We start from the raw sequence: 14307 nt of genomic DNA, 5'->3' as shown, positions 1-14307 counted from the left end.
GCACCGGCGACGACCAGGTGACCGGTCGGGGGCGGTGCCCCGCGCGGCCGAACCGGCACGGACCCTCCTACCCTCGTAGTGTCCGTCGCCCGGCCGTCCGGCGGGCGCACCACCTGGCGGAGGAGAGCACATGAGCGGTGTCCGCGTCGCGGTCCTGGACGACTATCAGAAGGTCGCCGCCTCGATGGCGGACTGGGCGGGCCGCCTGCCCGGCGCCGACGTGCGCTTCTTCCCCGACCACATCGCGGATCAGGACGCGCTCGTGACCGTGCTCGAGCCCTTCGACGTGGTCGTCGCGATGCGCGAACGTACGCCGTTCCCCCGGGAGGTCCTCGCGCGGCTGCCGAGGTTGCGGCTGCTGGTCACGACGGGCATGCGCAACGTGTCGGTCGACGTGGCCGCGGCGCGGGAACGCGATGTCGTGGTCGCGGGCACCCGGGGAAGCGCCGGGACCACGGCCGAGCTCACCTGGGCCCTCATCCTCGGCCTGGTGCGAAGCGTCGCGGCAGATGACGCCCGGATCCGTGCGGGCCGGTGGCAGGAGGCCGTCGGCCTCGATCTGGACGGCCGCACCCTGGGCGTCGTGGGGCTCGGCAGGCTGGGCTCGCGCGTGGCCGGGGTGGGCCGGGCGTTCGGCATGAACGTCATCGCGTGGAGCCCGAACCTGACGCCGGAGCGCGCCGCCGAGCACGGCGTGAGCCTGGCGACCAGGGCCGAGGTGTTCGGCTCGGCGGACATCGTGACGCTGCACCTGGTGCTCAGCGACCGAAGCCGGGGCCTGGTGGGCGAGGCCGACCTGCGCTCGATGAAGCCGAGCGCGTTCCTGGTCAACACGTCGCGCGCCGGGCTGGTCGACCAGGACGCCCTGCGGAAGGCACTGGAGGAGGGCTGGATCGCGGGGGCCGGGCTGGACGTGTTCGACGTCGAGCCGCTTCCGGCGGACCACTGGCTGCGCGGCTCGCCGCGTACGCTCCTGTCTCCGCACATGGGGTACGTGACCGAGCAGACCTACCGGATCTTCTACGCGGACGCGGTCGAGGACATCGCCGCCTTCCTGGACGGCTCGCCCATCCGCACGCTGGACGCCACGTAGGCCTGGCGTGCCCGCGCCGTGGGCGGGCACGCGCCGGACCGCAACGGTCAGGGCAGGTGCTCGTGGCGGGCCGGGACCCGTACGGCCGAGGTGCCCAGGCCGGTCGGCAGGAACGAGAATCCCGTCGCCTCATCCCTGAGGCGCAGCAGCTCGGGCTCGGTGTAGCGGACGCACCTGCGGTGCCATTCGAGGACGCCGGCCATCCAGTCCTTGAGGCCGTCGGCGTGGCGGGTGAGGGTCTCGCGGACGTCCTCGTCCAGGTCGAGCTCGGCGAACATCGCCGGCAGGTCGTTCGCGACGATGTATTCGAACTCCTGCATCCGTGCCGTCATCAGCTCGGCCGTGATGTCGCGTGCGGTCAGGCGGTCGACGCCCAGGAAGTTCTCGATGACCAGGACGAGGTTGTGGTTCTCGCCCTCGAACTCGATCTCCTTTTGGTACGAGAACAGGTCGTTGGTGAAGCAGGCGTAGTCCTGCGCCGCGGTGTCGAGTTCGTGCATGACCCGCGTCCGGTAGATCTCCGGCGGGACGTCGCCAGGGCGCGCGAGCCGGGACAGGCTGCTCGTCATGTCCGCGCCGAAGGTCTTACGGCGCATCTCGACGTAGTCGATCGGGTCCGGGACGCGGCCCAGCGCCTGGTTCGTCAGCTCCCACAGCCAGCTGGTGATCATGTCCTCCACCGCCGCGCGGAACTGCCGCCGCGCGTCCGGCGCCATCGACCCGGCCGTACGCCGCCACAGGTCGGCCAGGCCGCGCTCGAGCGGGTTCGCCGGCTCCGGGACGAGCCCGTCGTCGTCCACGGGCATGAACGCCGGAAGCCGGTCGCCGCAGGCCTTGGCGGCCGGGAGGTTACGCGTCGCCCCGAACACCACCGGGTAGTAGTCGTCGCCGTACGTCCCCCAGGACAGCCAGTCGGTCGACAGGTCGAGCTGCTCGGGACTCGCGTCGGCATGGATCATCGACGCGCAGTGCGCGAGGTCGAGGCCGACGAAACGCCTTTCGTCCCAGATGCCGCCGGCCTCGACGCCGGGCACGGAGTCGAAGAAGCCCATGCGCCGCGCCCAGCCGACCGAGTTCTCCCGTGCCTGATCGAGGTGCGGGCTCGTACGGATCGGGAAGGGCATGTGCAGCTCGGGCAGCGGCAGCGGCCCGACCGGCTCGAACGGGCGATGAGAATGCTGACGGGACCGGTGCCGTACGCCCATGGCGAGGGTGGCGGCGGCAGTGCCCAGGCCGGTCGGCCCCGACGCCAGGCCGCCGTTCATGTACCGGCTGGACCGCGCGTGCCACTGATGTCCGCCGGACTGCCAGTCCTGCAGTCCCTTGACGTAGGCCGCCACCGCGGCCTGCTCCGCCGCTGACGCGGCGCGTTCGGCCAGCAGGCCGGGGACCTCCGCCAGCGCGGTGGTCTCGAACTGCTGCAGCCGGGAGGTCAGCAGGTCGTTGACCAGCTCGGCGGCGTCCTGCGTCGGACAGTCGAAGAACCGCTCGAAGACGAGCACGGCGTTGGAGTTCTCGCCCTCCTCCTGGACCTCGCGCTGGTAGGAGAACAGGTCGTTGCGCAGATGGACGCCGTCGGAGAAGGTGTCGGACAGCACCCGCATCGGCCGCGTACCGGCGAGCCGGCCGAGGACCTCGGCACCGGCCGCGTACTCCACGAGGTTGGCCGACCACGGGGCACCGCCCACCCGCCGCCGCATCTGGACGTACTCGATCGGGTTGGCGATCCGGCCCCGGTCGATGTTGTCCAGCTCCCACATCGACTCGACCATCAGGTTGTGGGTGCTGATCGTGAACCGCCGGCGCCATTCGTCGGACATGGCCGGGACCGTGCGTTCCCACAGGTCCTTGAGCCCGGCCTCGGCGGCGTTCTCCGGCTCGGGCGGGGTCTCGTCTGTGGTCATAAAGAGCTCAAGGCGGTCGACATATGCCTTTGCGGCCCTTATGTCGCGGGAGTATTTGAACTGTTCGAGGAACTGGTCGTCGAAGAAGAACACCCAGACGTACCAGTCGGTGATCAGGTCCAGCGTCGGGCCGTCGCAGTCGGGGTGCGTGTAGGCGCACATCAGCCCGTAGTCCATGCGCGCCAGGTCGGTTTCGTCCCAGATGAGACCACCACCTGGCTTGGGTGCGTCGAGCATGCCCATCCTCCGGGCCCAGGCGGTGCTGTGCTCGCGCGAACGCTCCATATTTGGGTTGATTCGGGCGGGATATGGCATGTAAAAGTCCGGCATCACGAATGGCTGCATGGGGAGGTGCTTACCCTGAGGAGACCGGGACAATACCTGGATCATGAATGGCGGCCGGATAGTCCTAATGGCGTCCTATATCGCAAATAGGGGATCGTGCTGCTATCCGGAGGTGCCGGCGCGGTATGCGGGCCGCCCGGCAACCGGGCGGCCCGCACGATCTCGCTGCTAGGAGGTCAGAACTTGCCGGCTGCGACGTCGGCGAGCCTCACGCGGGAATTGTGGTAGTAGTCCGTGGCGGGCGACATATCTGAGCCGCTGCTGGTCGAGGCGACAGGCTGACCCGTGCCTGCGTTGATGACCAGCGTTTCTGTGATCTTTCCGGTGGCGGACCAACTGTCCACCAGCTTGAGCGTGGGCTGTCCGGCCGTGGTGGTCTTGGTGACCTTGACCTTCGGCATCGTCGCCATGATGCGGAGCACGCCGGCCCGTACCTGGGGATTCTCCGGCGCGGCGATCAGCGCGTCGACGGCGTTCGTCCAGATGTGGTTGTCGGTGATCTGCTTCTGCTGCTCAGGGGTCAGCGGCTTCGGCGGAACGTACTTCTTGCCCCGCGCCTTGGCGAGAGCCTTGAGCTTTTCGGTCTTGGCCCGTTCCCCGTCCGCCGGATTCGTGCCCGGGGCGAGGTTGGAAACGGCCATGCGTGCGCGCGCGGTGTCGATGTCGCCCTTCACGGCGTAGAGCGCCACCGCGATGTCGCGCTTGAAGATGTCGTCACCTCCGCTCTTCTGGGCGATGGCCCGCCTCAGGGCCTTCTTGTCGTTCCCCCAGTAGTAAGTGCCGTCGTCGGTGTACAGACCGATGCCGTTGCTGCCCAGGCTGCTGCTGGTCGGCGACTGGTTGCGGATCTCCAGCGTCGCGTCGCCTGAGGCCTTGGCCCGCAGTGGCGTGATGTTCGCGGCCAGCTTGGCCAGGATCGGGTTCGCGGCTGCCGGCGCCGCCGTCTTCACGGGGGGCTTGCCGGGCGCCGATGCCGACGTGACGACCAGCGCCGCAGCGGCGGCCGCGGCGACCAGAGCGGCGGCGCCGACGCCCACCGTACGGCGCATGCCCCACGGAGCCCGCCGGCGAGATTTCGTCTCCGGCTTTCCTTCCACGGCCATCGCCGCCCGCAGCACGGCCCTGGCCTCCTCGAAGGCGCGCGGCCGTGCCGGCTCGGTGTCCTTCAGGTCCCTCAGCAGGTTCATCTCATCAACCATCAGTTGGCCTCTTTAATCGTGTTCTGATCGGTCAGCAGCGCGACCATTCCCGGCGCGTTCCGCAGTGCCATGCGCGCCTCGTGCAGGTGGCGACGCGCTGTTCCCGGCGGTATGCCGATCGCGCGCCCCGCGTCCGCGACGGTCAGGTCCTCCCAGGCGACCAGGGTCAAGATCTCCCGCTGCTGCGGCCGGAGCAGCGCCAGGGCGTGCCGCAGCACCGACTCGACGTCGACGCGGTCGTCCACGGCCCCCCACGGATCCCACCCGGACTCCATGCCGGTCACGTCCGCTACCGGCTCCTCGGCCAGACGGGATCGCCAGTGCCGCCGGAGCGTGTTGTGCGCCACGCCGAACAGCCACGGGCGGGCGTCGGGAAACGATCGATCGTAGGTCGCCCGGGATCCGAGCGCCGCCACCCATACCTCGCCGAGCAAATCCTCGGCCAGATCCCGGCCGACGCGCCGCGCGAGGTAGGCCCCCACCGCTGCCTCATGACGCCGGACCACCTCGACGAAGGCGTCCTGATCGCTGTCGAGCGACCGGGCGATCAACTCGGCATCATCCGGGTCGGATGTCATGGCCCTCCTCGTGTTCTGGATCGCCGTACATCTAGGAATTGCCAACTGAGGGGCAAAGCGTTCAGTGCTGGTCAGAGCCCTGTTCCTGGAGACTGCCGTACGCCGACGAGGCCGGACCGGGCGGCAGCGTCCTCAAGGTGGTGATGCGGCTATGACGTCGCTGCTGTGCGGCACGGAAAAGGGCCACTTCCATGATTGGAAGTGGCCCCTGCCTCGGCTACGACCGACCTCGCGTCAGTGGTCGACACCGAACGTCACGAGCGCGTCGAGCACCGAGCGTACGAGGGGTACCTCATGCGCGCGGTACATCCCCGCGCCACCGAGATGGGCGAGTACGGCGAAGAACCCCTCCGCGCTGCGGAACTGGTCCTCGAACACGTCGAACGCGTGCGGCAGCGCGTGGCAGACCGGGACGCCGAGCCGGCGCAGCCGGAACGAGTGCAGCAATGTCACCGACTGGTAGCGCGCCCGGGCGCGCTGGTCGTGGAGGCGGAATCCGAAGCCAAGCCCCGGGTCGATGACCAGGCCGGTGACACCGAGCTCCCGAGCGCGTTCGATGCGCGTGCCGAACTGCTCGAGCATCCGCGGCACGGGGTCGGTGTCGACGTCCGATCCGTCGAGCGCCCGGACGTGCGGCCCGAGCACGTGGCAGAGGACGACCGTGGCACCGTGCTCGGCCGCGAGCGCGAACATCGTGTCATCGTCCTGCGAACCCGTGAGGTTGACCACGCAAGCGCCGGCCTCCAGGCCGGCCTTCACGACCGACGCATCGTAGCTCTCGACCGACACCGCGATCCCGTCGCCCGCCAGTGCCTCGACGACTGGCAGCAGCAACCTCTTCTGGCCCTCAACGTCGACGGCGACCGCCGCGGCGCGGCTTGACTCGGCCCCGACGTCGACCAGGTCGGCGCCGTGCGCGGCGAGCACGCGGCCCTTGCGCACGGCCGACTCGGTGCTCACGGCGATGCTCTCGCGGTAGTTGGAGTCGCGGGAGAGGTTCACCACGCCCATGAGTACGGGGCGGCGGTCGGTATCACGCGTCCTGCCGCCGATGCGTACCGGCGCCACCGGCCGGTCGAGGTCGTCGGCGTGCTCGGCGGCCAGCCGGGCCAACTCGCGCAGGGAGATCATCGACCGGGCGCGAGATATCGGGCCATCAGGAAGCCGTCGCCCTGGAGCACGTGCACGAGGCGGTGCCGCACGACGTCCGGCAGCCCTGCCGTCGTGGGCGACGGACCGGTCCCGGCGAACGTCGGCGAGATGGTGATGTCGGCCTCGTCGATGGCGTCGGCCGCGTTGAAGTCGCGCAGCAGCCTCGGCCCGCCCTCGCACACGATGCGCCGCAGACCGCGCCCGACGAGCGCGTCCACGATCGCGCGCGGCGTGACGACGTCAAGGGTGACGACATCCGCGTGCCGCTTCGCCACGTCCAGCCGCTCCGGGTCGGCTGCCGTTCTGGTGAGCACGAGCGGACGATGCGTGGACTCGGCCCACACGGGAAGGCGCCACGGCAGGTCCAGCGAACCGCTGACGACCGCGAGAACGGGCGCCGGCCGCTGTCCCGCCTCCGACCGCCGTACGGCGTCGGCCTCCTTGGCCCGCATCGGGCCGTACTTCTCCGCCCGCAGTGTCCCGCTGCCGATGAGTACGACGTCCGCGAAGCGCCGGGTCGCCGCGAACACCGCCTGGTCCGCCTCGGACGAGATCGACCCGCTGACCCCGCCCGGCCCGGTCGCGGCACCGTCCAGCGTCGTCACCATCATCGCCCGAACCCACGGACCTGAGCCGGGCCACGGGTACGCGTCGGCGACCTCGTCATCGGTGACCGGGGTGCCCTCGTGATGCGGACCGAAGATCGCGTGCATGCAGTCGAACCTAGGGCACCTCGGAGCCCCGTGCATCGGCACACCAGGGGTCCCACGGCCGGCGAAACTCCCGGCTCGCGCTGCGCTTCCCGGGTTCTAGAGCCCACCGACCCGGCAACCGCTACGATCTCCGGACATTGACCACATTTGGGGAGTGGGTCACTGTGCAACCCCCGCAGCCGCCGTACGGCGGCCAGCCACCGTACGGCGGTCAGCCGCCCGCGTATGGGCCTCCGCCCGGGTATGGCCCGCCGGCCGGCCCATCGGGTCCGCCGATGCCGCCGGGTCCGCCGGGATGGGGTCCGCCACCCGGCCCGCGGCGGCCGAACAACAACAGCGCGGTGATCGTCATCGTCGTTGTGGTCTTCGTACTGCTGGTCGGCGGCGGCATCGTCCTGCTGTGGGGGTCCGACGACGACTCGGGGGGCACGCCGCCGGCTGCAGCGCCCACGTTGCCGGGCATGCCGACACCGCCCAGTTACAGCCCACCCGCGCTGCCCGGTTACAGCCCACCCGCGCTGCCCAGCTTCACGCCGTTCTCTCCGCCCGACACGTATTCACCGCCGCCGCAGCACTACGGAGCCATCGCCGTGGCGCACGATGGCAGCGTCGGCAAAGCCTGGGACTACAAAACTGCTGCCGTCGCCAAGCGGCGAGCCTTGAGTGAGTGCCCGCGCTCGGGCTGCAAGGTCCTCGTGGTCTTCGTCAATGGCTGCGGTGCTATCGCCTTCAACCCCCATACCAACAGGTACTGGGGCGGTCATGGCAGCACACGAGCAGCAGCCGAGAGGAACGCCATCTCCAACGCGGGAGGCGGCCACTGGACCGCGTGGGTGTGCACCACCCGGTAGGAGATCATGAACGCCGTCTTCACCCAGAGGCAAGTCCGCGTGACGGGTGGCTCTCGAAGGGCCTAGAAGATCGAAATGGGGCTCCGGAGTAGAGCTCCGAAACCCCATCTGAACTGCTAAGACGTACTGTCGGGGTGGCGGGATTCGAACCCACGACCTCTTCGTCCCGAAGGAATCCCGACCCTCACGTGACCTGCGCGCGTAGCCTGTAACCGGCCCTGAGCACCTCGCCGATGTTCGCGGTGGTCCGTGGTGGACCGCAGAGGTAGGCGGCCTCTTAGGCGGCCCGCCCGTCTGTCGGCCGAGCCCCACTCCGGTTATTTGAACCGGGCAGCGCATCCCCTGTGTATCCACGTCCTCGATCTTCGACGATCCCCTGCGCACTGTCCGTCAGGGACGGCGCGGTTGCCGTTCTCGTCGAGTACGACACACACCCTGACCGTGGGCCTCGCACCAAGGGGCGCGTCCGCTCGACTCTCATCAGCCACGTGTGGCAGTGATCCATGAAACGTCGCGGTGCGGTCGGTCCAAGTACTGGGTGATGGATGTCCATCGACAACCGAAGCTGGAGGCCTCCTGTGGGAGACCCGGACCGGACAGAGCGTCAGCTCGCCGATATCGCGCACGATCCGGATGCGTTCGAGGAGTTCTACCGACGCCATGTCGTACAGGTAAGCCGATTCATCGCGCGACGGGTCGATGATCCGTACCTGGCGGCCGACCTGACCGCCGACGTTTTCCTGGCGATCATCGACTCGGCCCACACGTACCGTCCAGACCGGGGCAGCGTCGTCGGCTGGATATTCGGCGTGGCCCATAACGTCCTCGCCGCTGAACACCGTCGTGCCCGCCGGGAGACGGCGGCCACCCTCCGCATCGCCGGGCGGCGGCCGCTGGATCCGGCCGACATCGCCCGGATCGAGGAACGCATCGACGCCGAGAGCTCGGCCCGCCGGGTTTACCTAGCTCTGGCCAACATGCCGGACGGGACGCGCCGACTGCTGGAGCTCGTCGCCGTCGACGGTATGGCGGTGTCCGCGGCCGCGGCCGCACTCCACCTATCGCCGATCACCGCCCGCGTCCGGCTCCACCGCGCCCGCAAGCAACTGCGTGACCTGCTTACCGACCAAATCCCGCTGCCATCGACGAGAGGAAATGCACATGAATACATCTGACCAGCAGCTCAGTGCCTTCGAGGAGCACCTGCTCACCGAGCTCAGGCATGTCGTCGCAGCCCGCCCGGCTGACGAGCCCGCGTCCATGACCCGTCCGGCCACCCGCAGGCCCCGCCGGCGGCTAGTGCTCGCCGGAGGCGCCATGATCGTCGCCACGGCGGCAGTCACGGTCGCCGACCCATCGCTGCTCGGGATGCACGCGTCCCCGGCGTACGCGGTAGAGCGTGATCCCGACGGGTCGATCCGCATCTCCATCTACGACTACCGGGACCCGAAGGGCCTGCAGCAACGGATCGACTCATTCGGCGTTACGGCCGCCGTGGACTACCTGCCCGCCGGGATGACCTGCCAGGACTCCCGCGCCGACTTCGTCCCCCCCAACCGGATGCCACGCGAGATGGTCGACTGGGCGCCGCTGAGCAGCAAGGACCACTACTTCAAGGTCCACCCGCAGTACATCAAACCCGACCAGACCTTCGTCTACACCGTCCAGATTTCGACGAACGCCCACCACCGCGGCCAGCGCGCCGCGATCAGGTTGGCCAACGGGCCGGTCGCGCCGTGCAATCCGGTACCGGGGGACGTCCTCCCCAACCGCGGCGGCTGACCGGCAGATCTCGGGGTGCCCGGGGTGAGGAGCGACGGTAAGCCATCGGTCGGGCACACGACCACGGCGAGGACAGAGACGATCTATCACCACGAGCTATGTCCGGTTATTACCGAGGGAGCGCGGTCGGCCCCAAGCCAGCCAAGGCGGAGCCGATAGGCGGCCTAGCATCGAAAGAGGCCCTGTACCACGACGGTACAGGGCCTCTGATCTGTGTCGGGGTGGCGGGATTCGAACCCACGACCTCTTCGTCCCGAACGAAGCGCGCTACCAAGCTGCGCTACACCCCGGTGGCAACAGGTCGTCTACAACGCCTGCGCCGCGTCTACTCTAGCGGACGTTCACCCCTACCCGCGCCCGGGTATCCCGTGATCTACGCCGGGACCAGAGTCAGCAGTGAGGCCTCCGGTGGGCAGCAGAAGCGGACCGGTGCGTACGGTGACGTGCCGAGGCCGGCCGACACGTGTAGCCAGGATCCGCCGTGCCGGTGCAGGCCCTTCACCCGGGGCTTGTCGATGCCGCAGTTGGTCACCAGTGCCCCGTAGAACGGCACGCACAGCTGGCCGCCGTGGGTGTGGCCGGCCAGCAGGAGCTGGTAGCCGTCCGCCGCGAAGCGGTCCAGGTTGCGGGGTTCCGGTGAGTGCATCACGCCGATGCTCACTGGGCCCGACGAGGCCGGGCCGGCGATGTCGTCGTAGCGGTCCTTGCCGATGTGGGAGTCGCCGATGCCGGCGAACTCCACCTCGGCGTCCCCGAGCTTCAGGCTGCCGACGTGGTTGTTGAGGTCGAGCCAGCCGGCCGCGGTCAGGGCGGCGCCGAGGTCTTCGTAGGGCAGGTCGGGGACGGTCCGCCGGTTGTAGTCGGTGCGGCTCGTACGCCACAGGTAGCGTGCCGGGTTCTTCGGCACCGGTGAGTACATGTCGTTGGATCCGTACACGAACACGCCCGGGCGGTCGAGCAGCGGGCCCAGGAGTTCGAGGAACGGGCCGATGGCGTCCGGGTGGGAGATCGAGTCACCCGTGTTGACGACCAGGTCGGGCTCGAGCGCGTCCAGGGCGGCCACCCACGAGATCAGGCGGCGGCGGCCCGGGGTCAGGTGTGTGTCCGAGATGTGCAGGATCTTGATCGGTCGCTGGCCCGGGGCGAGCACGGGTACGTCGTACCGGCGCAGGCGGAACCAGTTGCGTTCGATGACGGACGCGTAGCCGATGCCGGCGACACCGGCGCCGAGCACTCCCAGGGGGACGGCATATCTCTTTCGCACCCATCCATCGTGCCAGACCACGGGAGCTGATTATTGGAAAGCGCATGTCGATCAGGCAGGGCAAGATGATGACCATGTTGAAGGAGAAGCTGCAGACCGACCTGTCGGTCGCGATGAAGGCGCGTGACGAGGTTCGCACCCGTACGCTCCGTATGGCGTTGACGGCCGTGACCAACGAGGAGGTCTCGGGCAAGCGGGCGCGCGAGCTGTCCGACGACGACGTCGTCAAGGTGCTGCAGCGGGAGGCCAAGAAGCGCCGCGAGGCGGCCGAGGCGTTCGCCGGCGCCGGGCGCACCGAGCAGGCGGAGGCCGAGCGGGCCGAAGGCGTCGTCCTCGACGAGTACCTCCCCGCGCAACTGGACGACGAGGAGCTCACGCGTCTCGTCTCCGAGGCCATCGCGGAGACGGGTGCCGAGGGGCCGCGGGCGATGGGGCAGGTCATGAAGGTCGTGACGCCGAAGGTCGCGGGCCGCGCGGACGGCCGTCGCGTCTCCGGTGAGGTCAAGCGGCAGCTCGCGGGCTGAAAAGGCCGGAAAGACCAAGACGCCTCGTACGCGCCGAAGCGTACGAGGCGTCCCGTGAAGACGACGGTCAGTTGAACGGCCAGATACCGCCGCCGCGTCGTCGCTTGCGCGGCTTCGGGGCGGGCCCGTTGCCGTTGCTCACGAAGATCACGACCGAGGTGTCCGTGTCGGACTTCACGCCGGCGCTGGGTGAGGTGTACGCCACCGTGCCCTTGCGCTGGGTGGAGTCGATCGCGCGCGGCGACACCTGAACGGCGAAGCCGGCGTTCTCGATCTGCTGCGTCGCCGCCTGGACCGAGAGCCCGCGGACGTTGGGGATGCGGGCCTGGTCCAGGTTGCCGAAGTCGTCGACCGGCGTGTGGAACGACGAGGGCTTGGTGTTCCGCAGCGCGCCCTCCATCGAGGCCTTCCAGATGCGGCCGATGTTCGAGCCGTAGATGCCGGGACTCGGGTTGCCGAACGGCGCCGCGGGGTCGCCGTACCAGACGGCCGACGCGAGGTCGGGTGTGTAACCCGCGAACAGCGCGCACGAGTGTGACTCGCAAGTGCCGGTCTTGCCCGCCGCGGGCCTGCCGATGGCCATGCCCCGGCCGGTGCCGTTGGTGATCACGCCCTGCAGGATCCGGGTGACCTCGTCGGCCACGCCCGAGTCGACCGCCTTGCCGCACTTGGCCTTGGGGACCTCGATCTTCTTGCCGTCGGCGTCGGTGACGTCGTTGATGGCGACCGGGGTGCAGTACTGGCCGCGTGCCGCGAAGCCGGCGTACGCGGCGGCGAGGTGGGTGACGTCGATGCTGTTGGTGCCGAGTACCTGCGAGGGCACCTGCTCCAGCGGCTTGCCGTTGGACTGCTTCATGCCGAAGCTCTGCGCCATGTGGATCGAGTCACACAGGCCGACCCGTTGCTCCAGTGCGGCATAGAACGTGTTGATCGAGCCCCAGGTCCCGGTGTTCAGGTTGGCGCTCTTCGCCTTGGACGTCTCGGCGTTCCCCAGTGTCCACGGCTCGAAATGGCTGCCGCTGCAGGAAGTGAACCCGCTGATCGTCGTGCTGTTGGGCGCCGGCAGCGTCGTGCCGACGCTGTAGCCCTTGTTGAGCGCGGTGGCGAGGGTGAAGACCTTGAAGGTCGACCCGGCCGAGTAGCCGCTGTTGCCGCCGTGGGCGTAGTCCGCAGCGAGGTTCAGGGTCGTCTGACCCTTCGATCTGTGATCGCCATAGTCCTTACTGACCACCATCGCCTTGATCTCGCCGGTGCCGGGCTTGACCATCGCCTCGGTCGCCGTCTTGCTCCTGCTCGGCCGCAGGGCGAGTGCCTTCTGCGCGGCGTTCTGCGCCTTCATGTCCAGAGTCGTACGGATGGTGAGGCCGCCGCGGTAGAGGAGCCGCTCGCGGTCTTCCGACGTCTTGCCGAACGCGGGATTGCCGAGGACCTCGTCCTTGACGTACTCGCAGAAGAACGGCGCCTTGCTGTCGGCGCAGTCGGTCTTGGGCTTCTTGATGTCCAGCTTGATGGGGGTGGCGGCGGCCACGTCGGCCTGCTGCTTGCTGATGATCTTCAGCTCCGCCATGCGGTAGAGCACCGTGTTGCGGCGGTCGATCGCGCCCTTTTTGTTGATCTCGGGGTCGTAGAAGTACGGGCTGTTGGTCACGCCCGAGAGCAGCGCCGCCTCGGGGAGGGTGAGCTCCGAGGCGTTCTTGCTGAAGTAGTACTGCGAGGCCGCCTGCACGCCGTACGCGCCGGAGCCGAAGTAGGCGATGTTGAGGTAGCCCTCGAGGATCTGGCTCTTGGTCAGGCGTTTCTCGACGTTGACGGCGTAACGCAGCTCCCGGAGCTTGCGCCCGAAGTTGGGCGCTTTCGCCGCCTCAGCGTCCTTGTCCGTCTTGGCGTTCTCGACCAGGAGGTTCTTGACGTACTGCTGGGTGAGCGTCGAGCCACCCTGCTTGATGCCGCCGTCCTGCGCGTTGGTGACGAGGGCGCGGAAGGAGCCCTTCGCGTCGAGCGGACCGTGCTGGAAGAACCGCGCGTCCTCGATCGCGACGATGGCCTTCTGCATGATCGGAGCGACCTGGTCCAGGCTCACCGACTCGCGGTTGTGAAAGTAGAACTGCGCGATGACCTGGCCATCCGCGGAGTAGACGGTCGTGCGCTCGGGTGGCGGCTTCAAGCTGAAGTCATCCGGCAGGCTCTGGAAGCTGTCCGAGGCGTCCCTCGCCGCCATCCCGACGCTGCCGACGCCGGGAAGGGCGAGAAGACCGACGAGTACCCCTGCGAAGGCAGCCGCCCCGAGAAGTCGTAGCAGCTTGACGATCACACCATCTTGATCTTCCCTCACACCCATCACCCGACATAGGTTACGCGGGACGAGAGGTACATATGGTGCACCTCCCCGCAGACGGATGACTAGTTCCTTGCCTCCGGATGGCCCGGAGGGGCTATTTCGAGAATGGGCCCATCGGGGGCTGTTGAATCCACCCGCGGTTCCGTAAGTTCTTCCCCACGGCTTTCGTATGGCGGCCTGACGTCCGCGCCCGTCCGGCCGGGGCTCGCAACGACAACCGACCAAGGGGAGTGGGGCCAAGATGTGGATCACGGATTGGACCGCCCGCGCCGCCTGCCGTAACGCGGATCCCGACGCGTTGTTCGTGCAGGGGGCCGCTCAAAACCGGGCGAAGCTGATCTGCCGTGGCTGCCCTGTGCGCACCGAGTGCCTCGCAGACGCCCTGGACAACCGGATCGAGTTCGGTGTTTGGGGCGGCATGACCGAGCGTGAGCGTCGGGCGCTGCTGCGGCGGCGACCTGACGTGGCGTCGTGGCGCGAGCTGCTGGAGACCGCCAAGGAGCAGTACGAGCAGTCTCAGGACCCAGACGAAGAGCTCGTCGCAAGCTGATCGTCGTTGGCCTG

Annotated in this window: 13 protein-coding genes and 1 tRNA gene; 6 read left to right on the top strand and 8 right to left on the bottom strand. The window is 68.7% G+C overall.

Annotation, left to right across the window (positions count from 1 at the left end; all coding sequences use genetic code 11):
- Positions 1 to 130: 130 nt before the first annotated feature.
- Complete coding sequence (locus FB559_RS14715) at positions 131 to 1093, top strand: D-2-hydroxyacid dehydrogenase family protein (RefSeq protein WP_141956143.1); 963 nt, start codon at positions 131 to 133, stop codon at positions 1091 to 1093.
- Between the two features lie 47 nt (positions 1094 to 1140).
- Here the strand turns inward: FB559_RS14715 and FB559_RS14710 are convergent, their stop codons facing one another.
- The 5 genes from FB559_RS14710 to FB559_RS14690 all read right to left on the bottom strand — a co-directional run bounded on the left by FB559_RS14710 (position 1141) and on the right by FB559_RS14690 (position 6984).
- Entirely contained in the window at positions 1141 to 3234 is a 2094-nt protein-coding gene (locus FB559_RS14710) for a terpene synthase family protein (RefSeq protein WP_342780936.1), read from the bottom strand.
- 284 nt (positions 3235 to 3518) lie between these two features.
- On the bottom strand, positions 3519 to 4529 hold the full coding sequence (locus FB559_RS14705) for a hypothetical protein (RefSeq protein ID WP_141956141.1): 1011 nt from the start codon (positions 4527 to 4529) through the stop codon (positions 3519 to 3521).
- An 11-nt stretch (positions 4530 to 4540) separates the two neighbouring features.
- Positions 4541 to 5119, bottom strand: a complete 579-nt coding sequence (locus FB559_RS14700; protein ID WP_141956140.1) for an RNA polymerase sigma factor — start codon at positions 5117 to 5119, stop codon at positions 4541 to 4543.
- A gap of 234 nt (positions 5120 to 5353) precedes the next feature.
- Entirely contained in the window at positions 5354 to 6250 is an 897-nt protein-coding gene (locus FB559_RS14695; RefSeq protein ID WP_141956139.1) for a dihydropteroate synthase, read from the bottom strand.
- Complete coding sequence (locus FB559_RS14690) at positions 6247 to 6984, bottom strand: dihydrofolate reductase family protein (protein WP_185792210.1); 738 nt, start codon at positions 6982 to 6984, stop codon at positions 6247 to 6249. The genes FB559_RS14695 and FB559_RS14690 overlap by 4 nt, the downstream gene beginning before the upstream one ends.
- A 275-nt stretch (positions 6985 to 7259) precedes the next feature.
- Here FB559_RS14690 and FB559_RS14680 point away from each other — a divergent pair, with 275 nt between their 5' ends.
- From FB559_RS14680 to FB559_RS14670, 3 genes are all read left to right on the top strand, one after another.
- Positions 7260 to 7835, top strand: coding sequence for a DUF4189 domain-containing protein (locus tag FB559_RS14680; protein WP_141956137.1), 576 nt, complete (start codon positions 7260 to 7262; stop codon positions 7833 to 7835).
- Between the two features lie 545 nt (positions 7836 to 8380).
- Complete coding sequence (locus FB559_RS14675) at positions 8381 to 9010, top strand: RNA polymerase sigma factor (protein ID WP_141956136.1); 630 nt, start codon at positions 8381 to 8383, stop codon at positions 9008 to 9010.
- On the top strand, positions 8997 to 9617 hold the full coding sequence (locus FB559_RS14670; protein WP_141956135.1) for a hypothetical protein: 621 nt from the start codon (positions 8997 to 8999) through the stop codon (positions 9615 to 9617). The genes FB559_RS14675 and FB559_RS14670 overlap by 14 nt, the downstream gene beginning before the upstream one ends.
- Before the next feature lie 216 nt (positions 9618 to 9833).
- Here FB559_RS14670 and FB559_RS14665 read toward each other — a convergent pair.
- Both FB559_RS14665 and FB559_RS14660 read right to left on the bottom strand, forming a co-directional pair.
- Positions 9834 to 9907 (bottom strand) — tRNA-Pro (locus FB559_RS14665).
- Positions 9908 to 9990: 83 nt separating this feature from the next.
- The gene (locus FB559_RS14660) at positions 9991 to 10881 is read right to left on the bottom strand and encodes a metallophosphoesterase (RefSeq protein WP_141956134.1); all 891 of its coding nucleotides are present in this window, start codon (positions 10879 to 10881) and stop codon (positions 9991 to 9993) included.
- A gap of 68 nt (positions 10882 to 10949) precedes the next feature.
- Here FB559_RS14660 and FB559_RS14655 point away from each other — a divergent pair, with 68 nt between their 5' ends.
- Complete coding sequence (locus FB559_RS14655) at positions 10950 to 11405, top strand: GatB/YqeY domain-containing protein (protein ID WP_141961695.1); 456 nt, start codon at positions 10950 to 10952, stop codon at positions 11403 to 11405.
- Positions 11406 to 11472: 67 nt separating this feature from the next.
- Here the strand turns inward: FB559_RS14655 and FB559_RS14650 are convergent, their stop codons facing one another.
- Complete coding sequence (locus FB559_RS14650; RefSeq protein ID WP_185792209.1) at positions 11473 to 13716, bottom strand: penicillin-binding protein; 2244 nt, start codon at positions 13714 to 13716, stop codon at positions 11473 to 11475.
- A 268-nt stretch (positions 13717 to 13984) separates the two neighbouring features.
- Here FB559_RS14650 and FB559_RS14645 point away from each other — a divergent pair, with 268 nt between their 5' ends.
- Positions 13985 to 14293 (top strand): WhiB family transcriptional regulator, encoded by a 309-nt coding sequence (locus FB559_RS14645; protein WP_141956132.1) that lies wholly within the window; start codon positions 13985 to 13987, stop codon positions 14291 to 14293.
- The last annotated feature ends 14 nt before the right edge of the window (positions 14294 to 14307 follow it).

It is taken from the genome of Actinoallomurus bryophytorum (genome assembly GCF_006716425.1).
GTDB lineage: Bacteria > Actinomycetota > Actinomycetes > Streptosporangiales > Streptosporangiaceae > Actinoallomurus > Actinoallomurus bryophytorum.
Note: the sequence above shows the minus strand (reverse complement) of the source record. Positions and strands in the feature narration are given on the sequence as shown.